The 23,994-nt window shown below is 61.3% G+C and carries 19 protein-coding genes; 10 read left to right on the top strand and 9 right to left on the bottom strand.

All coding sequences use genetic code 11. The features are described from left to right. Positions 1-27: 27 nt before the first annotated feature. Positions 28-1,191 carry an AAA family ATPase gene (locus tag QN377_RS02105; RefSeq protein WP_095017847.1) on the bottom strand — a complete coding sequence of 388 codons (1,164 nt, stop codon included), beginning with the start codon at positions 1,189-1,191 and terminating at the stop codon, positions 28-30. Between the two features lie 117 nt (positions 1,192-1,308). Between QN377_RS02105 and QN377_RS02100 the strand changes: the two genes are divergently transcribed. The 3 genes from QN377_RS02100 to QN377_RS02090 are packed head-to-tail and all read left to right on the top strand — an operon-like array spanning position 1,309 to position 6,523. Further along, complete coding sequence (locus QN377_RS02100; protein WP_095017846.1) at positions 1,309-2,400, top strand: efflux RND transporter periplasmic adaptor subunit; 1,092 nt, start codon at positions 1,309-1,311, stop codon at positions 2,398-2,400. Then, a complete protein-coding gene (locus QN377_RS02095) occupies positions 2,397-3,464 on the top strand; it encodes an efflux RND transporter periplasmic adaptor subunit (RefSeq protein ID WP_095017845.1) in 1,068 nt (355 codons plus the stop codon). The genes QN377_RS02100 and QN377_RS02095 overlap by 4 nt, the downstream gene beginning before the upstream one ends. Further along, positions 3,461-6,523, top strand: a complete 3,063-nt coding sequence (locus QN377_RS02090) for an efflux RND transporter permease subunit (protein WP_094999769.1) — start codon at positions 3,461-3,463, stop codon at positions 6,521-6,523. Before QN377_RS02095 ends, QN377_RS02090 begins: the two co-directional genes overlap by 4 nt. A gap of 229 nt (positions 6,524-6,752) precedes the next feature. Here QN377_RS02090 and QN377_RS02085 read toward each other — a convergent pair whose 3' ends face one another. From QN377_RS02085 to cadR, 6 genes are all read right to left on the bottom strand, one after another. Further along, positions 6,753-7,379: an ABC-type transport auxiliary lipoprotein family protein gene (locus tag QN377_RS02085; RefSeq protein ID WP_094999770.1), complete on the bottom strand. Its 627-nt coding sequence runs from the start codon at positions 7,377-7,379 to the stop codon at positions 6,753-6,755. Then, a complete protein-coding gene (locus QN377_RS02080; protein ID WP_094999771.1) occupies positions 7,376-8,314 on the bottom strand; it encodes an MlaD family protein in 939 nt (312 codons plus the stop codon). Before QN377_RS02080 ends, QN377_RS02085 begins: the two co-directional genes overlap by 4 nt. 1 nt (position 8,315) lies before the next feature. Continuing rightward, positions 8,316-9,107, bottom strand: a complete 792-nt coding sequence (locus QN377_RS02075) for an ABC transporter ATP-binding protein (protein ID WP_153326752.1) — start codon at positions 9,105-9,107, stop codon at positions 8,316-8,318. An 8-nt stretch (positions 9,108-9,115) separates the two neighbouring features. Then, entirely contained in the window at positions 9,116-10,246 is a 1,131-nt protein-coding gene (locus QN377_RS02070) for an ABC transporter permease (protein ID WP_094999773.1), read from the bottom strand. Between the two features lie 79 nt (positions 10,247-10,325). Next, the gene (locus QN377_RS02065; protein WP_094999774.1) at positions 10,326-11,366 is read right to left on the bottom strand and encodes a DUF5924 family protein; all 1,041 of its coding nucleotides are present in this window, start codon (positions 11,364-11,366) and stop codon (positions 10,326-10,328) included. A 105-nt stretch (positions 11,367-11,471) separates the two neighbouring features. Beyond that, complete coding sequence (gene cadR, locus QN377_RS02060) at positions 11,472-11,921, bottom strand: Cd(II)/Pb(II)-responsive transcriptional regulator (RefSeq protein ID WP_094999775.1); 450 nt, start codon at positions 11,919-11,921, stop codon at positions 11,472-11,474. Positions 11,922-12,007: 86 nt separating this feature from the next. Between cadR and QN377_RS02055 the strand changes: the two genes are divergently transcribed. From QN377_RS02055 to QN377_RS02025, 7 genes are all read left to right on the top strand, one after another. Beyond that, the gene (locus tag QN377_RS02055; RefSeq protein WP_322213846.1) at positions 12,008-14,281 is read left to right on the top strand and encodes a heavy metal translocating P-type ATPase; all 2,274 of its coding nucleotides are present in this window, start codon (positions 12,008-12,010) and stop codon (positions 14,279-14,281) included. 16 nt (positions 14,282-14,297) lie between these two features. Beyond that, entirely contained in the window at positions 14,298-15,161 is an 864-nt protein-coding gene (locus tag QN377_RS02050; protein WP_095017842.1) for a LysR family transcriptional regulator, read from the top strand. A 223-nt stretch (positions 15,162-15,384) separates the two neighbouring features. Then, complete coding sequence (locus QN377_RS02045; protein WP_095026828.1) at positions 15,385-16,461, top strand: putative 2-aminoethylphosphonate ABC transporter ATP-binding protein; 1,077 nt, start codon at positions 15,385-15,387, stop codon at positions 16,459-16,461. A 1-nt stretch (position 16,462) separates the two neighbouring features. Continuing rightward, positions 16,463-18,187 carry a putative 2-aminoethylphosphonate ABC transporter permease subunit gene (locus QN377_RS02040; protein ID WP_095017840.1) on the top strand — a complete coding sequence of 575 codons (1,725 nt, stop codon included), beginning with the start codon at positions 16,463-16,465 and terminating at the stop codon, positions 18,185-18,187. A gap of 38 nt (positions 18,188-18,225) precedes the next feature. Next, positions 18,226-19,248: a putative 2-aminoethylphosphonate ABC transporter substrate-binding protein gene (locus QN377_RS02035; protein WP_094999977.1), complete on the top strand. Its 1,023-nt coding sequence runs from the start codon at positions 18,226-18,228 to the stop codon at positions 19,246-19,248. Between the two features lie 139 nt (positions 19,249-19,387). Next, entirely contained in the window at positions 19,388-20,515 is a 1,128-nt protein-coding gene (locus QN377_RS02030) for a TIGR03364 family FAD-dependent oxidoreductase (RefSeq protein ID WP_322213845.1), read from the top strand. Further along, entirely contained in the window at positions 20,515-21,072 is a 558-nt protein-coding gene (locus QN377_RS02025) for a phosphonate degradation HD-domain oxygenase (protein ID WP_322213844.1), read from the top strand. The genes QN377_RS02030 and QN377_RS02025 overlap by 1 nt, the downstream gene beginning before the upstream one ends. A gap of 104 nt (positions 21,073-21,176) precedes the next feature. Here the strand turns inward: QN377_RS02025 and QN377_RS02020 are convergent, their stop codons facing one another. Both QN377_RS02020 and QN377_RS02015 read right to left on the bottom strand, forming a co-directional pair. Beyond that, positions 21,177-22,541: a GTPase/DUF3482 domain-containing protein gene (locus QN377_RS02020; protein ID WP_094999781.1), complete on the bottom strand. Its 1,365-nt coding sequence runs from the start codon at positions 22,539-22,541 to the stop codon at positions 21,177-21,179. Next, a complete protein-coding gene (locus QN377_RS02015) occupies positions 22,534-23,916 on the bottom strand; it encodes a DUF2868 domain-containing protein (protein ID WP_133144082.1) in 1,383 nt (460 codons plus the stop codon). Before QN377_RS02015 ends, QN377_RS02020 begins: the two co-directional genes overlap by 8 nt. Positions 23,917-23,994: the final 78 nt, after the last annotated feature.

The raw sequence follows: 23,994 nt of genomic DNA, 5'->3' as shown, positions 1-23,994 counted from the left end.
CCGACGGCTTTTATAGCGTCGGCGTTTTTATTTGTCGGGCCAATACCAGGCGGGCTGGTCCAGCATGCGTTGGCCGACCACTTCTGTCTGGCCAAGGTTTTTTTCCAGCACGATGCAGTTGCACTCAGGGTCTTGTTGCAGGGCGGCGATCAGACGCCGGGCATGGGATACCACCCACACCTGCGAGTGCTGCGAAGCACTGATGATCAGCCGCGCCAGCGCGGGCAACAAGTCGGGGTGCAGGCTGGTTTCCGGTTCGTTGAGCACCATCATGCTCGGCGGACGCGGGGTCAGCAAAGCCGCAACCAGCAGCAGATAGCGCAAGGTACCGTCCGAGAGCTCGGCGGCAGACAACGGGCGCAGCAGCCCCTCTTGATAAAACTCGATATAAAAATGCCCGCCGGGCACACATTCGATTTCCAGCCGTGCGCCAGGGAATGCATCGCTGATCGCGGCATGCAAGGCTTCAGGGTTGCCGACCTCAAGGATTGTTTGCAACGCAGCGGCCAGATCATGGCCATCGTGATGCAGCACCGGCGTGCGCGTGCCCAGTTGTGGTTGGCGCACAGGCGCGTCGGGGTCAGTGCGAAAGTGATCGTAAAAACGCCAGCCGCGGATGGACTCGCGCAACTGCAACACTTCAGGGGATGCCTGCAAGCTGCCGACCTGATCGAACAGGCTGTCGAAAAGCGGCGTGTGCTGTGCCAACACCTGCCAGTTGCGGCCGTCACGGGCGCGGATCATGGGGCCTTTACGTTCAACCAGCTCGCTGGCCGGGCGGTAAAAAGGCCCTGCCCAGAGGCTCTCATGCTTGATCTGCGGGTCGAGGTTGAACTGCGTGCGTCCAGGTATCGGCAAGCCCAGGGCGATGGCGTAGCTGAAGTCTTCTCCGGCAAAACCAAGGCGCAGGCGCTTGGTTTCCTGGCGCACGCTGGCGTTGACATCAACCTCGCCCAGCTTCATGCGGCGGGAGATCACCTCAGGCCCGGCCCAGAACGTCGAGCTCAGGCCGCCTTCACGGGCCAGAGCATTGACCACACCCCCCTGGGCGGTTTCGGCCAACAAGCGCAAGGCGCGATAAAGGTTGGATTTGCCACTGCCATTGGGGCCGGTGATCAGATTCAGCCGGGCCAGGGGCACCACCAACTGATTGATGGAACGGTAGTTGGCCACGGCCAGGGTGGTGAGCATGGGGTGACCTCATTTCGTGAAACTGATAGGCGGTAATAGAGTCCCACAGACGCTGAACACTGTTCTACGCTATCAACCGTATCCGCATGTTAAACGGCATCACGCAAAGGAGCTTGCATGGCTGGTCCACTGAACACGGGCATTTTGGGCTTGAGCCTGTTGGCGCTTCTCACCGCGTGCGGCAAGGAGGGCCCCAAAGAGCCTCTGTCCCCCCGGGTGTATGTGCAACAGGTGAGTACCCGTGAGTTCGCCCCGCCGATCCAGCTTAGTGGCGATATTCAGGCCCGGATCGAAACCCAGCTGTCATTCCGGGTGGGTGGCAAGATTATCGAGCGCAAGGTGGATGTAGGTGACCATATCCAGGCCCATCAGGTGCTGGCCCGTCTCGACCCCAAAGACCTGAAGATCCAGGTCGAGACCGCCCAGGCCAGCGTTAACGCGCAACAGGCGCAAGTGGTGCAAACCCGCGCGGCGTTTGTGCGTCAGCAAAAGCTGCTGCCAAAGGGCTACACCAGCCAAAGCGAATACGATGCTGCCAATGCCGCCCAACTGAGCGCCAAAAGTGCCCTCGCAGCGGCCCAGGCGCAATTGGCCAACGCCCGCGAACAACTGAGTTACAGCAACCTGGAGGCCGAGGCACCGGGCATCATCACCGCGCGCCAGGCCGAAGTCGGGCAGGTGGTACAGGCCACCATGCCGATTTTTACCCTGGCCCGCGATGGCGCACGGGATGCCGTATTCAACGTGTATGAATCGCTGTTTATCGAACCGCCCAAAGACCCCACGGTACAGGTCACGCTGCTGAGCGATCCGACAATCAAGGTCAACGGCCAGATCCGTGAAATCACTCCCACGGTTGCGGCACAAAGCGGTACGTTGCAGATCAAGGTGCAGCTCGACGCCTTGCCCAAGGGCATGGACCTGGGCTCGATTGTCAGTGTCAACCTGACCCCGCCGCCCAGCGCCAGCATTGAACTGCCATGGTCGGCCCTGACCAAGGACATCAGCGAGCCCGCCGTATGGATCGCCGACGAGCAAAGCAATGTACGCCTGCAACGGGTCAAGGTCGGGCGCTACCTGACCGGCAGCGTGATTGTCAGCGAAGGCCTCAAGGATGGAGAAAAAGTCGTGGTTGCAGGGGGGCAGTTGTTACACCCGGGCATGAAAGTTGAAATCGTCCCCGCACCGGCCGAAGGGGTGCAGCTATGAGGCGTTTATGGATGATGCCGCTCGCTGCTGCAATGCTGATAGGCTGCTCGGAGAAACAGCCGCCGGAACCCGTTCGCCCGGCGCTGTATGTGATTGCCCGGCCCGAGCTGGTTCAGGATCTGGGCCGCTTTGCTGGGAGTATCGAAGCTCGTTATGAAAGCACCCTGGGCTTTCGTGTTCCGGGGCGCATCGTGCGCCGTTATTACGATGTGGGTGCGGTGGTGAAACAGGGTGACATTCTGGCCAACCTCGACCCCACCGATCAGCAAAATCAGCTGCGTGCGGCCCAGGGTGATCTGGCCAAGGTACAGGCACAATTGATCAACGCCAGGGCCAATGCCCGTCGTCAGCAAGAGCTGTTCGACCGTGGTGTGGGCGCCCAGGCCCAACTGGACACCGCGCAAGCCGACCTCAAGACCACACAGGCTTCGATGCAGCAGGCGCAGGCTGCGGTCAATCAGGCTCAGGACCAGCTCAGCTACTGCAACCTGCGCGCCGACCATGATGCCGTGATTACCCAATGGCATGCCGAGGCCGGGCAAGTGGTGAGCATTGGCCAGGAAGTGGTCACACTGGCCCGCCCTGAAATCAAGGAGGCGGTCATCGACCTCCCGGGTCCGTTGGCCGAAGCACTGCCCAAAGGTATCGAATTCCTCGTCGCCGGCCAGCTCGACCCGACTATCAACACCCGCGCCCATGTCCGCGAAATCGCCCCGCAAGCCGACAGCGCCACCCGCACCCGGCGCACCCGCCTGACACTGGACCAGACGCCGGCGGCATTCCGTCTTGGCAGCTCGGTGAGCGTGACCGTCAGCAGCCCGACAGCCGAGCACTTCCAGCTGCCGCTCACTGCCCTGCAGGAAGTCGACGGCCACAGCCGCGTATGGATCATTGACAGCGCCACTCAAACCGTCAGCCCGCGTGACGTCAGCGTACTGCGTCGCGACGCCCGCAACGTGCTGTTGTCGGGTGGTATCAAAACCGGCGACAGGGTGGTCAGTGCAGGTGTGTACAGCCTCACCCCCGGGCAGAAAGTCAGACTCGATAAGGAAAGCTCGCAATGAATGGGAAGTTCAACCTGTCCGAGTGGGCTCTGAAGCATCAGTCATTTGTCTGGTATTTGATGTTTGTCGCGGTGGTCGCCGGGATTTTTTCATACATCAATCTGGGGCGCGCTGAAGACCCGTCCTTCGCCATCAAAACCATGGTCATCCAGTCCAAATGGCCCGGTGCTACGGTCGACGAAACCCGCCTGCAAATCACCGACCGCATCGAGAAAAAGCTTGAGGAGCTGGATTCTCTCGACTACGTGCAAAGTTACACCCGGCCCGGTGAGTCGACGGTGTTTGTGTTCCTCAAGGACACCACCAAAGCCGATGCCATCCCGCATATCTGGTATGAGGTGCGCAAAAAGATCGGCGACATTCGCGGCGACTTTCCCCAGGGCATTCAAGGCCCGGGGTTCGACGATGAGTTCGGTGATGTCTATGGCACCATTTTCGCCTTCACCGGCGACGGCTTCACCATGCGTCAGCTGCGCGACTATGTAGAGCAAGTGCGCACCGGCATTCGCGATGTACCCAATCGCGGCAAGGTGATGACCATCGGTGAACAGGACGAAACTTTCTACCTGGATTTCTCGACCCGCAAACTGGCAGCTTTGGGCCTCGACCAACAGCACATTCTGGAAAGCCTGCAAGAACAGAACGCCGTCACTCCCGCCGGGGTAATCGAGGCCGGGCCGGAGCGCATGTCGGTACGCACCTCGGGGCAGTTCCACAGCGTTGAGGATCTGGCTGCCGTGAATCTGCGGGTCAACGACCGTTTTTACCGCCTGGCCGACATTGCCGAAATCACCCGTGGCTACGTCGACCCCGCGGCCCCCATGTTCCATTACAACGGCAAGCCGGCCATTGGTCTGGCAATCGCCATGATTGATGGTGGCAACATTCAGGAGTTCGGCAAGCAACTACAGCAGCGCATCGACGACCTGACCGCGCAGTTACCGGTGGGTGTGGGCGTGCATATGGTGTCCGATCAGGCGCAAGTGGTCGAGGAAGCTGTCAGCGGCTTCACCAGCGCCCTGTTTGAGGCGGTGGTGATTGTACTGGCGGTGAGTTTCATCAGCCTGGGCCTGCGCGCCGGTCTGGTGGTGGCGATCTCGATCCCGTTGGTGCTGGCGCTGGTGTTCGTGTTTATGGAATTTACCGGCATCGCCATGCAGCGCGTGTCGCTGGGTGCGCTGATCATCGCCCTGGGCCTGCTGGTGGACGATGCGATGATCACGGTGGAGATGATGATCACCCGGCTGGAACTTGGGGAAACCAAGGAGCAGGCGGCGACCTTTGCCTATCATTCCACGGCGTTCCCGATGCTCACCGGGACACTGGTGACCGTGGCAGGCTTTGTGCCCATCGGCCTTAACAACAGCTCGGCGGGGGAGTACACCTTCACCCTGTTCGCGGTGATTGCCGTGGCAATGCTGGTGTCGTGGGTGGTGGCCGTGCTGTTCGCGCCGGTGCTGGGCGTGCATATCCTCAGCGCCAAGGTCAAACCCAAGCCCGAGAAACCCGGGCGCCTGGCCCAGGCCTTCGACACCGCGCTGCTGTGGTGCATGCGTTATCGCTGGACGACCATTGGTGCGACAGTGCTGATGTTTGTACTGGCGGTGTTCGGCATGGGCCTGGTGCAGAACCAGTTTTTCCCGGCCTCTGACCGCCCCGAGATTCTGGTGGACCTGAACCTGCCGCAAAACGCCTCGATCCAGGAGACGCTCAAGGTCACCCAGCGTTTTGAAGAGTCGCTCAAGGGTGATGACGATATCGTGCGCTGGAGCTCGTACATCGGTGAGGGCGCGATCCGTTTCTACCTGCCGCTCGATCAGCAACTGCAAAACCCTTTCTATGCCCAGTTGGTGATTGTCAGCAAAGGCCTGGAAAGCCGTGATGCCCTGATCGAACGGCTCAACAAACGCTTGCGCGAGGACTTTGTGGGGGTGGGCAGCTTCGTGCACACCCTGGAACTGGGCCCGCCGGTGGGCCAGCCGCTGCAATATCGGGTCAGCGGGCCGAATATCGACCTGGTGCGCAAGTACTCGATCGACCTGGCCTCGGTGCTCGACGCCAACCCCAATGTCGGTGAAACCATCTTCAACTGGAACGAGCCCGGCAAGGTGCTGCGTATCGACATTGCCCAGGACAAGGCCCGCCAGTTCGGGCTGTCATCCGAAGACGTGGCCCATGTGATGAACAGCATCGTCAGCGGTGCCGCCGTCAGCCAGGTCAAGGACAACATTTACCTGATCAATATCGTCGGTCGGGCCAACAGCAACGAGCGCGGTACCCCGGAAACCCTGCTCAACCTGCAGATCACCACCCCCAGCGGCACCTCGATCCCGCTATTGGCCTTTGCCACGGTGCGCTACGAGCTGGAGCAGCCGCTGATCTGGAGCCGTGACCGGATCCCCACCCTGACCCTCAAGGCCTCGGTGCGCGGCTCGATGCAACCGACCGATCTGGTCAAGGTGCTCAAGCCCGAGGTCGACAAGTTCGCCGCCAATCTGCCTGAAGGCTACAACGTGCAAACCGGCGGTACGGTAGAGCAGAGCGCCAAGGCCCAGGGCCCGATCGCCAAAGTCGTGCCGTTGATGCTGTTCTTGATGGCAACCTTCCTGATGATCCAGCTGCAAAGCGTGCACAAGATGTTCCTGGTGGTCAGTGTCGCGCCGCTGGGGCTGATCGGTGTGGTGCTGGCGCTGGTGCCCACCGGCACGCCGATGGGCTTTGTAGCGATCCTGGGGATTCTGGCGCTGGTGGGCATCATCGTGCGTAACTCGGTGATCCTGGTGACCCAGATCGACCAGTACGAACGCGACGGCTTCGATCCGTGGCACGCGGTGATGCAAGCCACCCAGCATCGTCGTCGGCCGATTCTGCTGACCGCGGCAGCGGCCAGCCTGGGCATGATTCCGATTGCCCGGGACGTGTTCTGGGGGCCGATGGCCTACGCCATGATCGGCGGCATTCTATCGGCCACCTTGCTCACGCTGTTGTTTTTGCCAGCGCTGTATGTGGCTTCGTACAAGATCAAGGAGAACAAGAACCCGCCGCCAGAACATGCGTAACCCCGTGGGAGCGGGCTTGCTCGCGATTCGGACGACGTGGTCTGACAGACACACCGCGTCGATCCCATCGCGAGCAAGCCCGCTCCTACAGCAGGGTGATTAGTGAGAATTTACGAATGCCGGTATCAAGACAGCGGTCTTTAATTGAAGGGAGGTGTGAACCTAGTTTCAACCCTCTCCGCAGGGAGAGGGTTAGGGGGAGGGGCTTTTGGCTCTTGCTTCGGGCTTTTTAACGCTGCGCCTGCCCCTGCTGCATCACCCACTGCACCACTTGTGGCATCAGCACATCACTGGCCTGGCCAAAACCTGCGACCACGCCTGGTACCATCGGGTTGCTCAGCGGCTGGCGCGTCTCAAAGCGTTTGGAAGCAATGACCCGCTGATCACTGCTGCGTACCAGGCGGGCGTTGTACTGGATCAGCACTTCCGGGCTTTTGCCGTTGTAGTGGGTCTGAAACGCCAACAATTCGCCCCCCAGTTCGTAATCGGACTGCAAGTTGCTGTCATCGGTGCTCAAGCCCTGGATCCTGCCATCCTGCAAGAAGGCCTCAAGCAGACGGTTGCGCAACAGCACCGGGGCCGTATCGCTCCAGCGGGCACCTTTGTAGTTACTGATCAGGTTGCCCTCAGGCACCACCACGATGTTCTGGCTGTTCAACGCGCCAGTGGTCATCGGCTTTTCCAGACGCAATGACCACTTCACTGGCGTACTCTGGCTGACGGCCATAGGTGCTTGCGCCGCCGGCAGCCGATACACGTCGACTATCTCGGGTTTGGGCAAAATCGAGCAGGCGCTGAGCAGGCTCAGACCAGTAGCAAGGGCGATGGAACCTGCCAGGCGATAGGTGCGCTTCATGGGGTGAATTCCTTGTTCTGCTCGCGGCCCAGCAAGTAACCGCTTGGATTGGATTCCAGGCGCCGCGAGATCGAGCGCAATGTGCCAAGGGTTTCGCGCAGTTCATTGACTGCAGGGCCGAGCTGATTCAGCCCCTGCAGGCCGCTGTTGAGCGAGTCCTCATTGTTGTTGATCAGTTTGTTGATCGTCGCGGTGCTCTGCTGCAGCGAGTTCATGGCCTGCTCGGCGCTGTTGAACATCTGTTTGCCTTCGGTGCTCAACAGGCCGTTGGCGTTGCGCATCAGCACGTTGGTTTGCTCAAGCGTGACGCTGGCCTGTTTGCCGACCTGGGCCAGCTGTTTCAATGTCTGGCTGATATCGCCGCGCTGACCGGCAATGGCCGTAGTGGTTTGCTCAAGGTTGTCCAGGGTCTTGCTGACACGGTTGACGTTGTCTTCGGAGAACAACGCATTGGCGTTATGCAGCAGCATATTGACGTTGGCCATCACGTCAGAGCCGTCGGTGAGCAGGCGGGCAATGGGCGAGGGCGAAGCCACGATTTCCGGCAGCTTGCCGTCCTTGCCCTTGAGGGGCGGGCTGTTGGGGTCACCGCCACTGAGCTGGATGATCGAAGTCCCGGTCACGCCGGTCAGCGCCAGCTTGGCCTTGGTGTCGACCTTGACCGGGGTGTTGGCCGCCAGACGAATGCGCGCCAGTACCCGGCGCGGGTCCTTGTCGTCCAGGCGCAATTCGATCACGTCGCCGACCTTGATGCCGTTGTATTGCACCGAGCTGCCTTTGGACAGGCCGCTGACGGCTTCGTTGAACACCACTTCGTAATCCTTGAACGTGCTGTCCATGCTCGCCTTGGCCAGCCACAGGCCAAACAGCATGGCCCCGACGACAATCAGGACGCTGAACAGGCCGATCAATACATGATGGGCACGGGTTTCCATGTCATTGCTCCTTGAGGTGGGTTGCCGCTTCGTACGCGGCGCGGCCACGGGGGCCATGGAAATAGTCATGAATCCACGGGTCGTCGTAGTCTTCGACCTCAGTGATGGGTGCCGCCACCAGCACCCGTTTTTGCGACAGCACCGCCACCCGGTCAGTGATGGTGTACAGCGTGTCGAGATCGTGGGTGACCAGGAACACGCTTAACCCCAGCGCATCGCGCAGTGTCAGGATAAGTTGGTCAAAGGCCGCCGCGCCGATCGGATCCAGCCCAGCGGTGGGTTCGTCCAGAAACAGGATGTCCGGGTCCAGCGCCAGCGCCCGGGCCAGCGCTGCGCGCTTGACCATGCCACCGGACAGTGAAGACGGGTACTTGTCTGCTGCCGACAGGGGCAACCCCGACAGCGCCAGCTTGACGCACGCCAGGTGCTCGGCATCAGGCCGGCTCAGGCCGGCGTGCTCGATCAGGGGCAGGGCGATGTTCTCTTTTACCGTCAGTGAAGAAAACAGCGCGCCCATCTGAAACAGCACACCAAAGCGCCGCTCGATCATTGAGCGCGCCTGTTCATCAAGGCTCATCAAGTCCTGGCCAAACACCCGGACCTGCCCTTCAGTGGGCCGACGCAAACCGACAATACTGCGCAGCAGCACGGATTTGCCGGTGCCGGAGCCGCCGACCACGCCGAGAATCTCACCTTTGTACACATCAAGGTCGAGGTGTTCATGCACGGTCTGGCTACCAAAGCGGTTGCACAGGTCACGCACCTCGATCACGGTCTCGCCGGGTTTGCGCAGGGACGTACTCACCAGCCCATCTCCATAAAGAACAACGCGGCCACGGCGTCGAGGACGATCACGATAAAGATCGACTGGACCACGCTGGACGTGGTGTGGGCGCCCACCGACTCGGCGCTGCCGCTGACTTTAAAGCCTTCAAGGCAGCCCACCGCGGCAATCAGGAAGGCAAAGAACGGCGCTTTGACCATGCCCACCAAAAAGTGCTGCACGCCGATATCCGAGTGCAGCAGCGAAATAAACATGTCCGGCGAGATACCCAGGGACACCACGCAGACCACGGCACCGCCGAGGATGCCCGCCATCATGGCCATGAATGTCAGCAGCGGCAGGGAAATCAACAGCGCCAGCACCCGTGGCAACACCAGCAAGTCCATCGGATCGAGGCCCAGGGTGCGGATCGCGTCAATTTCTTCGTTGGCCTTCATCGAGCCGATTTGTGCGGTAAAGGCACTGGCCGTGCGCCCGGCCAGAAGGATGGCGGTGAGCAACACGCCGAATTCACGCAGGAAGGAAAACGCCACCAGGTCAACGGTAAAAATCCCCGCACCAAAGTTGGCCAGTACCGTGGCCCCGAGAAACGCCACTACGGCGCCCACCATAAAGGTCAGCAACACCACGATCGGCGCGGCGTTAAGACCGATCTGCTCGATATGCGCCACCACCGGGGTGATGCGCCATTGTTTGGGTCGAAACAGGTTGCGCGCCAGGGTCTGCAGGATCAGGCCGATAAACCCCAGCAGTTGCAGGGAGTCTTGCCACAGCTTGTAGACCGCGCTGCCGATGCGGCTGAGCAAGAGGATGCCGACGTTCTGTTCCTGGGCTGCGACCGGCACGCAAAAATCGCGCATCGAGGAATAGACCGTTTGCAGCAAGGCGCGGTCGGCGGCGGGGAGTTTTTGTGCGGTGTCGGTCAACTGGCTGACGCGCTCTGCCCCCAGCAGCTCCACCAGCAGCGAAGCCCCGGCCGTATCGATGCTGGACACGTCGTCCAGGTTGATGGCGGTCTGGGCATCGTACTTGCCGACCAGTTGTTCGGTCTGCTGCTTGAGGCGTGTGTAATGGGCAAGCGTCCAGTCGCCGCTGATCAGCAGTCGCGCCGGATTACCGGAAGTGTCTAGTTGGGCATTGCCCGCCATGGCCGTAATAGTCTTAAGCTCCCAGCTCGGTACGTTTGAACGCAGACCTTATGTAATAGCACAATCCGGCAAAAGTGCTTCAGTTTGCCTTAACAACCGCAGGCGCAGATTGATCCAGGTTAACCCTGAAGCGCAAAACGCCGATCAGTTGCCCATCCTCGGTCAACACCCGGACTTGCCAGCGACCCACCGGGTCCGGCGGGAAATTCTGCTTGTGGGTCCAGGCGCGATAACCTTCTTTGCGCCCGCCATGAATATCCAGGGCGATGCGATCGACCTCCTGGCCGTTGAGTTGCCACACATGGTAAATCCGCTCATTCAAACCCCGGGGCGCATTGATCGAGGTATAGGCGTACAGGCCACGACTGCGCAGCTCGCTGACGCTGATGTGCTTGATGCTCTCGCCCGGCGTGCGGTCCTGCAACTGGGTGGTGACGGCCACTTCGGTCATCCACAGCGTAGCTGGTGGCACCCAGGATCGCAGCAGCCAGCCGGTGCCGCCCAGGGCCAGGACTATCAAGGGCAATACCAGCCAGCCACGCCAGGTTTTCAGCGGCAGGCTCACGGCCAGGCTGGGAATGGACAGTAGCACGGCGGTGCCCAGCGCCAGCTTGTAGCTCTCGGAGGTGGTGAGGTTGAGGATGATCGGCAACGCCGTCAGCATGGCCGCGAACAGGGCCAGGGTGTGCAGGGCCAGAAACAGCCAGCGCCGGGGGGCCAGCCATTTGTAATACAGCGGGTCAGTGATGGCGATCAGTGCGCACACGCCCAGAAGTCCGGTAAAGACCAGTTGGCCACTGTTCCAGGTGGTGGTGATAAAGAAAAATGGCAGGACGAAAAAAAAACTTTCCTGGTGGATCATCTGGGTGGCATAGCGCAGCAGCGGTTCAGGTATTTCGCGCTTGAACACCCGGCTGAACAGCCGGGTGAAGGTGTTTTCCAGCATCAACCAGACCCAGCTCACCAGCAGGATCACCGCAATCCAGCGGGCCATGCCTTGCTGGCGGTCCACCAGAATGAAACTGCCCACCCCCGAGCAAAAGCCAAACGCCGCGATCAGCCCTGGATAGCGCTTCATCAACTCAAGGATGCGCTGTAGGTAGTGGTTCCAGTCTGGCATTTGGCAGTTCACATTCTGTAAGGGGAAAACCTGGACAGAATAGCGTTTTAGGCGCTCCGCGTCCGGCACGATTGAAGGGCCAAGGCCTGCATCGGCGCCCTGCAATCAATGCCCGTGGCTTCTGCCCACATGGCTGGGCTCGCCTTCCGGCGGGCTGACCGAGCCGCTGACTTCCAGCTGCTGCAAAATCCCGCAATGCTCCCCGTCAGGCCCCTCGCCACACTTTTGCCGCAGGTCGAGCAATTGCGCCTGCAGGGCCAGCAAACTGTCGACCCGCGCCTTGACGTGATGAATATGTTCGTCGATCAGCGCATTCACGCTTTCGCACTGGTCCTGGGGGCTGTCACGCAGGTTGAGCAGGCTGCGGATTTCTTCCAGGGTCATGTCCAGGCTGCGGCAATTGCGGATAAACGTCAGCCGCTCAACATGGGCCTGGGTGTACAAACGGTAGTTGCCTTCACTGCGCGCAGGCTCTGGCAGCAGCCCTTCGCGTTCGTAATAACGGATGGTTTCGACCTGACAGTCGGTCAATTTCGCCAGTTCGCCAATTTTCATCAAGCAGATCTCCAAAAGGATGCTTGACCCTATAGTGGCTACAGGGTCTTTACTTGGCAACAGGCACCTTTCCCGGACGCAATCTGATGAGCGATTCCATTCACGCACCGAACAAGCATGATCACGATCACGATCACGATCACGATCACGATCACGATCACGAACATGGGCATGGCGACACGCACGCTCACGCCCATAGCTGCTGCCCCGGCGCAGCGGGACCGAGCGTCGTCAAGCTGGCCGCCGCGGCCACTGCGGGCGCGCGCCTGAGCAGCTTTCGCATTGAAGCGATGGACTGCCCCACCGAGCAGACCCTGATCCAGAACAAGCTGGGCAAGCTGGCGGGTGTGCAGCAACTGGAATTCAACCTCATCAACCGGGTATTGGGCGTGACCCACGACCTGCCGTCCGTCGGGCCGATTGTCGACGCAATCAAATCCCTCGGCATGCACGCCGAGCCCATCAATTCCGGTGCGGATGCGGCCCCGCCTGCACTGCCTGCGAAAAAACACTGGTGGCCTCTGGCCGTGGCCGGTGCGGGCGCGTTGGCGGCTGAAGTGCTGCACTTTACCGATGCTGCACCCACCTGGGTGATTGCGCTGGTGGCGCTGGTGTCGATCCTCAGCGGCGGCCTGACCACCTATAAAAAGGGCTGGATCGCCCTGAAAAACCTCAACCTGAACATCAATGCACTGATGAGCATCGCCGTGACGGGGGCCGTGTTGATCGGCCAATGGCCGGAAGCGGCGATGGTGATGTTCCTGTTTACCGTGGCCGAACTGATCGAAGCCAAATCCCTCGATCGTGCGCGCAATGCCATCAGTGGCCTGATGCAAATGGCGCCGGACAAGGCCACCGTGCAGCAGGCGGATGGCAGCTGGATTGAGCTTGAGGTCAAAGACATCGCCCTGGGCAGCCTGGTCAGGGTACGGCCGGGCGAGCGTATCGGCCTGGACGGTGAAGTGGTAGCGGGCAACTCCACAGTCGATCAGGCGCCGATCACCGGTGAAAGCCTGCCCATCGAGAAAGCGCTGGGCGACAAAGTCTTCGCGGGCACCATCAACCAGTCCGGCGCCCTGGAATACCGGGTGACGGCAGCGGCCAACAACTCGACCCTGGCGCGGATCATTCACGCTGTAGAGCAGGCCCAGGGCGCCCGGGCACCGACCCAGCGTTTCGTCGACAGCTTCGCGAAAATCTATACCCCGCTGGTGTTTGCCTTTGCCCTGGCAGTGGCGGTGATCCCGCCGTTGTTTATGGGCGGCGTATGGTTTGACTGGATCTACCGTGCGCTGGTGTTACTGGTGGTGGCGTGCCCTTGTGCGCTGGTGATTTCGACGCCGGTAACCATCGTCAGCGGCCTGGCGGCTGCGGCCCGCAAGGGGATTTTGGTCAAGGGCGGGGTGTACCTGGAAGGCGGCCACAAGCTCGACTTCCTGGCTCTGGACAAGACCGGCACCATCACCCACGGCAAACCGGTGCAAACCGATTACCTGCCCCTTGATCCGCTGGTCACTGACAGCGCGGTGCTGTTGGCCGCCAGCCTTGCAAGCCGTTCCGATCATCCGGTGTCGCTGGCTGTGGCTAATGCTGCTGTGGATAAGAATCTGCCTTTGAGTGCTGTGGATAACTTCACCGCGCTGGCGGGGCGCGGAGTGCGTGGCGAAATCGACGGCAAGCTCTACCACCTGGGCAATCACCGCCTGGTTGAAGAATTGGGCCTGTGCTCTCCTGAACTCGAGACCGAGCTGTTTGCGCTGGAAGAACAGGGCAAAACCGTGATCTTGCTGTGCGACAGCGCAGGCCCGCTGGCGCTGTTCGCCGTGGCAGACACGGTCAAGCAAACCAGCCGTGAAGCGATCCGCGAGTTGCATGAGTTGGGCATCAAGACCCTGATGCTGACCGGCGATAATCCTCACACGGCCAACGCCATTGCCGCCCAGGTCGGTATCGACGAAGCCCAGGGCAACCTGCTCCCGGAAGACAAGCTCAAGGCGATCGAAGCGCTGTATGCCAAGGGCCATCATGTAGGCATGGTGGGCGACGGCATTAATGACGCTCCGGCCCTGGCCCGTGCCGAGATCGGTTTTGCCATGGCCGCGGCAGGTACGGATACCGCGATCGAGACCGCCGATGTTGCCCTGATGGACGACGATCTGCGCAAGATACCGGCTTTTATTCGCCTGTCACGGCAGACCTCCAGCATCCTGAAACAGAACATTGCCTTGGCATTGGTCATCAAGGCGATCTTTCTTGCGGTAACCTTCCTCGGTTTGGCCACCATGTGGATGGCCGTGTTTGCCGACATGGGCGTCAGCCTGTTGGTGGTGTTCAACGGTTTGCGCCTGTTGCGCAAATAGATCAAGAGGGGCTGTTGTGCTGAGTGCCGAGCTGAAAGCGTTTTACCGGGTGGCCCAACTGGGCAGCATTACTCAGGCCGCCAAAAAGCTCGGGCTGAGCCAGCCGACTGTGACCACGCAAATCCGCAACCTCGAAAGCCAGTACGGTGTAGAGCTGTTTTACCGTGGCGGCCGGCGCCTGACCCTCAGCGATGACGGCGTACGCCTGCTGCCGATGGTCAAGGCGTTGCTGCAGCAAGAAGCCGATATCGAATTCTTTTTGCGCAACAGCGGCCAGGGCACCGGCATGCTGCGTATTGCCGCAACCGCGCCGTATTACATCCTGGATCTGGTCAAAGCCTTTCGCGAACGCTTGCCGCAGATCGAGGTGGCGGTGGATATCGGCAACTCCCAGCAGGTGCTGGAGGCACTGGACGAATACCGGGTCGATATCGCGGCTTCCTCACAACTGGTGGAAGACCCGCGCCTGATCCGCCGCGTCCTGGGTGCCGATCCGCTGGTGCTGGCGGTGCATCGCAATCACCCACTGGCCAAGCTAGAGCATGTACCGCTCAGTGCGCTGGCCGGGCATTGCTTGTTGATGCGTGAGCAAGGTTCGACCACGCGCCAGTTGACCGAAGACCTGCTGGCCAATGCCGGGGTGAGTTTTGGTCCGCTGCTGGAAATTGGCAGCCGGGAGTCGATCCGCGAAGCGGTGCTGCGCAATATCGGCATCAGCATCATCGCTCGCCAGGAAGTACCTCATGACCCGCAGTTACGGGTACTGACCCTTGAGAATGCGCCAGTGATCCATGAGTACCTGTACTGCCTCAAAGAGCGAAAAGCCGCGCGTTTGCCGGCGGCGTTTCTGGGGCTGGCGCAGGAAATGGCCCCGGCCTGACCACAACCACTGTGGGAGCGGGCTTGCTCATGATGCAGACGATGCGGTTTGTCAGGCAAAACGCGGTAAGGCCATCGCGAGCAAGCCCGCTCCCACAATGACCCTGCACCCATACCCATACCCAAATCCACCAATACCACTATCGGCTGCTTTGGCCTTGCTGCCACATCTTGTACGCATTGCATCTCTAGGATGGCCCTTATCTGCTTGATGAGGTGCATCCATGAACAGCTCGAACACAACCGCTTTTACCCAGCCCGGCGTGCCGATGAAGGTGCGCAATGTGAGCAAGCGCTTTGGCGCCTTTACCGCGCTGGATAACGTCTCGCTGGAGGTGGCTGCAGGCGAGCTGGTGTGTCTGCTCGGCCCGTCCGGTTGCGGCAAGACCACGCTGTTGCGTTGTATCGCAGGCCTGGAGCATCAGGACAACGGCGCACTGTACCTGGGTGATCGCGATGTCTCCGAGCTGGCGCCGCAGGCCCGTGATTACGGGATTCTGTTTCAATCCTATGCTTTGTTCCCAAATCTGACTGTTGAGGCCAACATTGCCTACGGCCTGGCTGGCAGCAATCGTGAGGTGGTGCGCAAGCGCGTCGGCGACATGCTGGAGTTGGTGGGCCTGACCGGCAGCGAAAAGAAATTCCCGGGTCAGCTTTCCGGTGGCCAGCAGCAGCGGGTCGCCCTGGCCCGTGCCCTGGCGCCATCGCCGTCTCTGCTATTACTCGACGAGCCAATGTCGGCCCTGGATGCCCGCGTCCGTGAGCATTTATGTACCGAACTGCGCCAATTGCAGCGCAGCCTGGGCATCACCACGCTGATGGTCACCCACAATCAGGACGAAGCCATGCTGATGGCCGACCGTATTGCTGTGATGAACAACGGCAAGGTCGAGCAGTACGCCACCCCGCAAGAAATCTACGACAAGCCGGCCACGCCGTTTGTCGCCGAATTTGTGGGGCAGGGCAACTGGCTACCGTTTTTGCGCAACAGTGCCACCCACGCTCAGGTCGGCGGCATGAACATGCGCCTGGCAGATGACGCTGGCCGCGCCGCCTCGGGGCGTTTGTTCTGCCGTCCCGAAGCCATCAGCGTCAATCCGGTACTGCATCAGGAAAACCTGTTCCCGGCCCGGGTTCGGGAAATTACCTTTCTTGGCAATCGCTGCCGCATGAGCTTCGAACTCAACCACCTGCCGGGTCATGCCCTGACGGCCGAAGTCGGCAGTCAGGACCTGCCGCGCCTCGGCACACCGGATATTTTTGTCGCCCTGCCACCCGGCAGCCTGCAGGTGTTTGCCTGACATGGCCGCTGAAATGGCCCTGCCATTGCCCGGCAAAATGTCCCGCCAAGCCAGCAGAGCGGAACTCGGTGACCGTATCTTCGTGGTCGGCGGCAAGCTGCTGTTACTGCTGTTGTTGAGCGTGGCGGTGCTGATGCCGTTGCTGGCTATCTTCTGGCGCGGCTTCAGTGCCGAAGACGGCCAGGGCGGCGGCTGGGTCGCAGCGCGAGAACTGGTCACCAGCGCCAACTTTCACTGGCTGCTGGGTAATAGCCTTAAGGTTTCCCTCAGCGTGGCGGCCATCGTCGTACCGCTGGCGTATCTGTTTGCCTACGCCCTGCAAAGGACCATGATCCCCGGCAAACGCATCTGGCGCGGGTTGTCGTTGCTGCCACTGATGGCACCTTCAATGCTGCCGGGCATCGCGCTGGTGTATCTGTTTGGTAACCAGGGCATGTTACGTGGGCTGGTTAGCGACAATATCTACGGCTTCTGGGGCATCGTTCTCGGTGAGGCCATCTACACCTTCCCGCACGCCTTGATGATTTTGCTGTCGGCTTTGTCTCTGGCCGATGCACGTTTGTTTGACGCTGCATCGAGTATGGGGGCCGGGCCTTTCAAGGCCTTTCGCAGCATTACCTGGCCGGGCACCAAACAGGCCGTGTTTGCCGCGTTCTGCCTGGTCTTCACCCTGACCATCACCGACTTCGGTGTGCCCGTGGTGGTGGGTGGCGACTATCAGGTGCTGGCGCTTGAAGCCTACAAGGCCGTGGTCGGCCAGCAGCAATTCGGTCGCGGCGCCTTGATCGGCATGGTCCTGCTGTTGCCTGCGCTGTTCAGTTTCGGCGTTGATGCCTGGCTGCGCCGCCAGCATGGCGATTCGATGAGTGGCCGCGCCCAGGTGTTCAAACCCGTGCCGTCGAAGGGCCGTGACCGCTGTTATCTGGCCATTGTGCTGCTGATTTGCGCCACCCTGCTGCTGGTCTTCGGGATGGCGGTGTACTCGTCGCTGGTCAAGTTCTGGCCATATAACCTGTCGCTATCGCTCAACCACTACCAGTTCAACGACACCGCAGGCGGCGGCTGGCTGGCCTATCGCAACAGTGTAACGATGGCGCTGTGTACGGCGGTGATTGGCAGTCTGGTGATCTTCACCGGCGCCTATCTGATGGAGAAAACCAGAAGCCAGAAAGGCCTCAACCTGGCCCTGCGCATGCTCAGCTTTGTACCGATGGCCGTGCCGGGGCTGGTGCTGGGACTGGGCTACGTGTTCTTTTTCAACCTGCCGGGCAACCCGCTGCATGTGCTCTACGGCACCATGACCCTGCTGGTGGCCTGCACCATTGCGCATTATTTGACCACTGCACAAATGACTGCGACCACGGCCCTGCGCCAGCTCGACGGCGAATTCGAAGCCGCCGCACTGTCGCTCAAGGCGCCGCTCTATCGCCATTACTGGCGCGTCACCGTGCCGATCTGCCTGCCCGCACTGCTGGACATCATGCGCTACCTGTTTGTCTCGGCGATGACCACCGTGTCGGCGGCGATCTTCCTTTACAGCCCCGACACCATCCTCGCGGCGGTGGCGGTGCTGAACATGGACGACGCCGGCAACGTTGGCGGCGCGGCGGCGATGTCGACCCTGATCCTGTTCACTTCGGCGGGTATGTCCTTGCTGCTGGCATGGGCTTCGCGCGGTTTGCTGCGCCGCTCCCAGGCCTGGCGCCAGGGTGCGCCCGCGCAATAACAACAACCCTGCCCCTACACCCCAAAAGGAACCGCACCATGTTCAAGCCTCTTGCTCTTGCCGCTGCTGTCCTCACTGCTTTTAGCTTCAATGCGTTCGCTGCCAAAACTGAACTGACCGTGTACACGGCCCTGGAAGCCGAACAGCTCAAGACCTACAAGCAGGCCTTTGAAAAGGCCAACCCGGACATCGAGATCAAGTGGGTTCGCGATTCCACGGGCATCATCACCGCCAAGCTGCTGGCGGAAAAAGCCCGTCCGCAAGCAGATGCGGTGTGGGGCCTGGCGGCATCCAGCCTGGCGATCCTCGACCAGCAGGGCATGCTGCAAAGCTACGCCCCCAGGGACCTGGCCAAGATCGGCGGCAACTACCGCGATGCAGCCAACCCGCCGGCCTGGGTGGGCATGGACGTGTGGGCCGCGACCATTTGCTTCAACACCATCGAGGCGGAAAAACAGGGCCTGAGCAAGCCGGTGAGCTGGCAGGACCTGACCAAGCCTGAATACAAGGGCAAAATCGTGATGCCCAACCCGGCCTCGTCCGGCACCGGCTTTCTGGATGTGAGCGCCTGGCTGCAGACCTTCGGCGAGAAACAGGGCTGGCAATTTATGGACGACCTGCACCAGAACATCGGCCAGTACGTTCATTCAGGTTCCAAGCCTTGCAAGCTGGCAGCTGCGGGGGAATTCCCGATCGGTATCTCCTTTGAATACCCGGCCGTACAGCTCAAGCGTCAGGGGGCACCGCTGGATATCGTGTTGCCTAAAGAAGGCCTGGGTTGGGAAATCGAAGCGACGGCTGTAATCAAGGGGACGCCGCACGAAGAGGCAGCAAAAAAGCTGGCTGACTTCTCCGCAAGCCCCGCGGCGATGGAGCTTTATAAAGAGAACTTCGCGGTACTCGCCCAGCCCGGCATCGCCAAGCCACAGACCGAGCTGCCAGCCGACTACGAGCAGCGCCTGATCAAGAACGACTTCGCCTGGGCCTCGCAGAATCGCGACAGCATCCTGGCCGAGTGGCGCAAACGCTATGACGGCAAGTCCGAGAAAGCGGCGCAGTAGTTTTGTAGCCACAAAAGACCTGTGGGAGCGGGCTTGCCCGCGATTGGATCGCTGCGGTTGGACAGCCGCACCGCGGCGCTTGTATCGCGAGCAAGCCCGCTCCCACAAGGGAAGTGAAGTTGCCCTTCAGGACATCGTGATGACTCAACCAATCCTTATCGTCGGCGCCGGCATTCTGGGCTTGTCCCACGCCTACGCCGCTGCAAGACGCGGTCTCAAGGTACGCGTCTTCGAACGCACCGCCACGCCACTGGGCGCCTCGGTGCGCAATTTCGGCCAGGCGCTGGTCACCGGCCAACCACCGGGCGTGATGCTCGATCTGGCCCGTGCCAGCCGCGACATTTGGGCAGTCTGGGCGCAGCGCGCAGGCTTTGATCTCAAGCGCAACGGCTCGTACCTGTTCGCCCGCACCGAAGCCGAAGAGCACTTGCTTGAGGCGTTCTGCCAAGGTCGTGCACGCGAGTTCGGCTACCGCGCCGAATTATTGCGCGGTGCAGAAATGGATGCGCTGTACGGTGGCCAGTTCAGCCATCATCGCGCCGCTTTGCATGGCCTTGACGACCAGCAGGTGTATTCGCGCGAAGCCATCCCGGCCCTTATCAACTATTTGCAGTGTGAGCTGGGCGTCGAATTTCATTTTTCGACCCTGGTGCGCGAAGTCGAACCCGGTCAGGTCCATACCACGGCGGGGAGTTTCAAGGGTTCGCAGGTGATTGTGTGCTCGGGGCACGATTACCTGACCCTGCTGGCCGAGCCACTGGCCCGGCTCAACCCGAAGATCTGTCGCCTGCAAATGCTGCGCGTGCGGCCCAAGGTCAACTTGAGGCTGCAACACGCCCTGCTGACCGGCCTGAGCTGTGTGCATTACGGCGCTTTTGCCGACTTGCCCGAAGCGGCGCCAGTGCAGGCCGAAATCCAGCGTGACAGCCCGCATCTGGAGCAGCACGGCATTCACCTGCTGATCAGCCCGACACCTTATGGTGATTTGATCGTCGGCGATTCTCATGATTACAGTGAGGATCCCTCACCCTTCAACGGCGAACAGGTGGATAACTGGATGCTGCAATTGTGCGAAGAAACCCTGGGCTGTGAAGTGCAGGTGGTCGAGCGCTGGCAGGGCGTCTATGGTGCCAAAGGGGCCAGGCCTTTTACCTGGCTGCAGGTGGCGCCCGGTCTGAATGCGGCGCTGATGCACACGGGCGTGGGCATGAGCGTGGGCCCGGCAATGGCCGAGGGCAATATCGCCCGGATGCTGGAGGAGATGTGATGACACACGCACAGCAAGTGGTTGAAGAAGTATTTGGCTTGTACCGGCAATACGGTACCGATGATTACATCGGCGAGCCGGTGTCACAGATCGAGCATATGTCCCAGGCCGCACAGCTTGCGCTGGATGAAGGTTATGACGATGAAGTGGTGTTGGCCGCGTTCTTTCACGATATCGGGCACTTTTGCGTCAATGATGCGAAGAACATGGATGGATACGGTGTAGTCAGCCATGAGCGGGTGGGCGCCGATTATCTGCGCCGTGCCGGGTTTAGCGAGCGGCTGGCCAAACTGGTGGAATACCACGTACAGGCCAAGCGTTACCTGACTTTGCGTCAGCCGGGGTATTTCGATTTGTTGAGTGAGGCGAGCATTCGCACCCTGGGTTATCAGGGCGGGGTGATGAGCGAGGCCGAGGCGGATGCCTTCGAGCAGGACCCGTTGTGCGGGTTGAGCCTGCGCATGCGGGTGTGGGATGAACAGGCCAAAGAGAGGCATGTGCCGCTGATCGACCTGCAAATCCTCAAGGCCAAAGCCGTCCGCCTGTTAGAGGGTTAAGTACCCATTCTTGTGGGAGCGAGCCTGCTCGCGAAACAAACGACGCGGTGTATCAGTGATGATCCAATCGCGAGCAGGCTCGCTCACGGGGGGTAAGCCGGTACTTAGATCTGCCCGGCCAACAACTCAATCTGCTCCTGACGCTCAGCCTGGCTCAACTTCGGATGCGGGTTGAGCGACGACCATTGCGGGTGCGCCCGCGCCTTGTTCAGGGCTTCGGGCAGTTTGCCTTCGCGCCAGGTCTTGTCCTGCGGGGTGGCGACCTTGATGCTGTCCACCGCCGCATGCCCGCGAGCATTGAGAGCGTGCAGCAATTGCCGTTGGCGCAACGCCAGCAGGCGTAACACGCTGTCGTCCACGGTCAACTCGCGCTGGCCCTTGAACTTGCCCAGCAGGCGGCTGCCGTAGCTGCGCGCGGTTTGCAGCGCACCGCCGGCAATGGCCCCGGCCAGCGCCGCCGCGCCCAGCGTCAGGCCGCCCACCATCAAGTCCACGCCTGCCCCGGCCGCAGCCCCTGCGGCAATCCCGCTACCGACCCGCACGCCCAGATGCTTGAGCGTCTCGGGGTTGAACAAGTCATCGCCCCAGCGCCCGTCGAGCAGCGGCAAGTCGCTGGCCGCCGCATCGCTGGTGCGAAAACCGTACAGCTTGAGCATGGCTTCTACGCAGCGTTGCTCGCGTTGGCGAATCGTTTCGCGCAACTGCTGGGTAGCTTGTTGTTCGGCGGTTTTTTCGCTGGCCACGCTGCGTCGGCAAGCGGCGCAGTCGATCAGCAGTTCGGCAATCAGGCGCAGGGCGCTGTGCTTGCGGGCTTCACGCTGGGCCTCCTGGTCGGTAATCAGTCGTTGCAGCGCGCCCCGCGAATGCTCCAGCAGCAGCGCCAGGCTTTCATATAAACGGCGTTCGCCATCTTCGGGCGGGGCCACGCTGTCGAAGCGTACCAGTGCATGCAGGCCCAGACGGGCCAGGGCTTCGCGCCACTCGGGTTCGCGGTGCTGCGGGCTGCTGACAAAGTTGAGCACCGGCAGCAGCGGTTTGCCACAACTGGCCAGTACGCTGAGTTCGTCGCGGTACTTGGCCAGCACCGGCTCGCGGGCGTCGATCACATACAGCCCGGCGTCCGAGGCCAGCAGTTGGCGCAACACCTTGGCTTCCTGCTCAAAGCGCTGGCGCGCCTCGCTGCCTTCGAGAAAGCGCGCCACCCGCGCCGGCCCATCCAGGCGTTCGCCGGGGTGGTCGAGGCGCTCAAGGTAGTCGAGCAGGGCGATGGCATCTTCCAGCCCCGGCGTGTCGTACAGCTCCAGCAACGGCTCGCCGTCGACCGACAGCCGTGCGCCTTCGACATGGCGCGTGGTGCTGGGACGATGGGACACTTCACCAAAACCGACATCTCGGGTCAGGGTCCGCAGCAACGAGGTTTTGCCGACATTGGTATGGCCCACCACGGCCAGCGTCAGTGGCTTAGTCATGGCCTGTCTCCAGCCAGTTCAGGGGGGCGCTGGCGGCGAACGGTAAACCCAGTTTCTCCAGCGCCGTGTGCCAGTCGCCCAGGCGATCAGCGTCCAGTGCCTGGCCGGGGGGGGCTTGCAGTAGCCATATGCGGGTTTCGCGGGCACTGCGGGCCAGTTCGCCGATCAGCGCCAGGCTGCCACGGTCCGGCGAGCGTCGCGGGTCGCAGGCAATGGCCAGGCGCGCCGGGGGGAAACGGGTCATTTGTTCGAGCAGTTTTTGCCTGGATTCGCGGCTGTCGAGAATGCCCGCATCCTTGACCGTAGCCGGCAACGTGGGTGGCCAAGGGTGTTGATCGTCCAGCTCGATGGCCACGATCAAGGCGCCATCGGTGTGCAGGTCGCTGTGCCCGGCCTGCACGTTATGCAACTGCTCGGGGGCTATGTCATTTACGCCCAGGCGCTCGCTGCTGGGCATCAGACGCTCGCGCAGCTGGCTGTAACCGGGCAGATTAAGGTCAAGTTGCAGTGCGTTGCGCCCGGCATTCCAGCGCCACAGGCAGAATGCCGCCAGTAGCAGACGCGGAATCACCCCGTAAATAAGGACCACGCCCACCAGCCAGACTGCCCATGCCTGACGCACCAGTTCATTGTCATAGAGGTTGGTGTCGTTGCTGATGCGGATCATCTCCACGGTGGGTACGCTCATGCCCAGCCAGTTGGGCAGGGCGCCAAGGGCGCGGGTGGCGGCGACAAACACATCGGCACCAAGAATCGTGGTTTCCCAGATAAACCCGTAACGGCGGGTGGCCATTAGCAGCAGCATCATCACCAACGCGCTGAGCATCGCCAGCAACCACAGGCCGTTGACCAGCGTGCCGAGTGCCCAGCGATTGAGCTTGCGCCGTTGCAGCAACAGCAATAAGGCGGGGGCCAGTTGTGCGGCCTTGGCGTCGCGGGCGAGTTTTTCGCTGAGCCACAGCCACAGGCGGCCGAGGCTGGCGCCGTGTTCACCGGCAAACAGCAGGCCCAGCGCCCAGCTCAACAGCAGGATCAGATTGAGGCCAAGCAGGCTGCCCAGCGCCCAGAACACATTGACCGGGGTTTGCCCGTTGCCCAGGGCGGCAAAGGCCAGCCCGGCGCCGCTGAGTACCGCCAGTACGGCCAATACCAGCAGCGCCAGCCGCGCACCTTGCAGCCAGTGCTGCATGGCGGCGAGCAAGCCATCCCGTTCCGCCAGCCACAGGGCACGGTTTTGCAGGCGTGTGGGCAGGTCGCCGGCGCTGGTGCGGGCGCGCCGATTGGCTTCAAGATCGTCCAGCGGGCCGGCGTGTTCTTCGCGCAGACGCACGGTCTCGGTCAGCCAGAGGCGTTGTAATGGGGAAAGTTGATTCACAGGCCAGTCCATTCAAGTGAGCCATGAGCATAACCGCTGTTAGTCAGGCGGGGTACTGTCGGCGCGGGTGGCTCTGGT

It is taken from the genome of Pseudomonas sp. CCC4.1 (assembly GCF_035019225.1).
Classification (GTDB): Bacteria; Pseudomonadota; Gammaproteobacteria; order Pseudomonadales; family Pseudomonadaceae; genus Aquipseudomonas; species Aquipseudomonas bubulae.
This window is presented reverse-complemented; position numbering and strand designations above follow the sequence as displayed.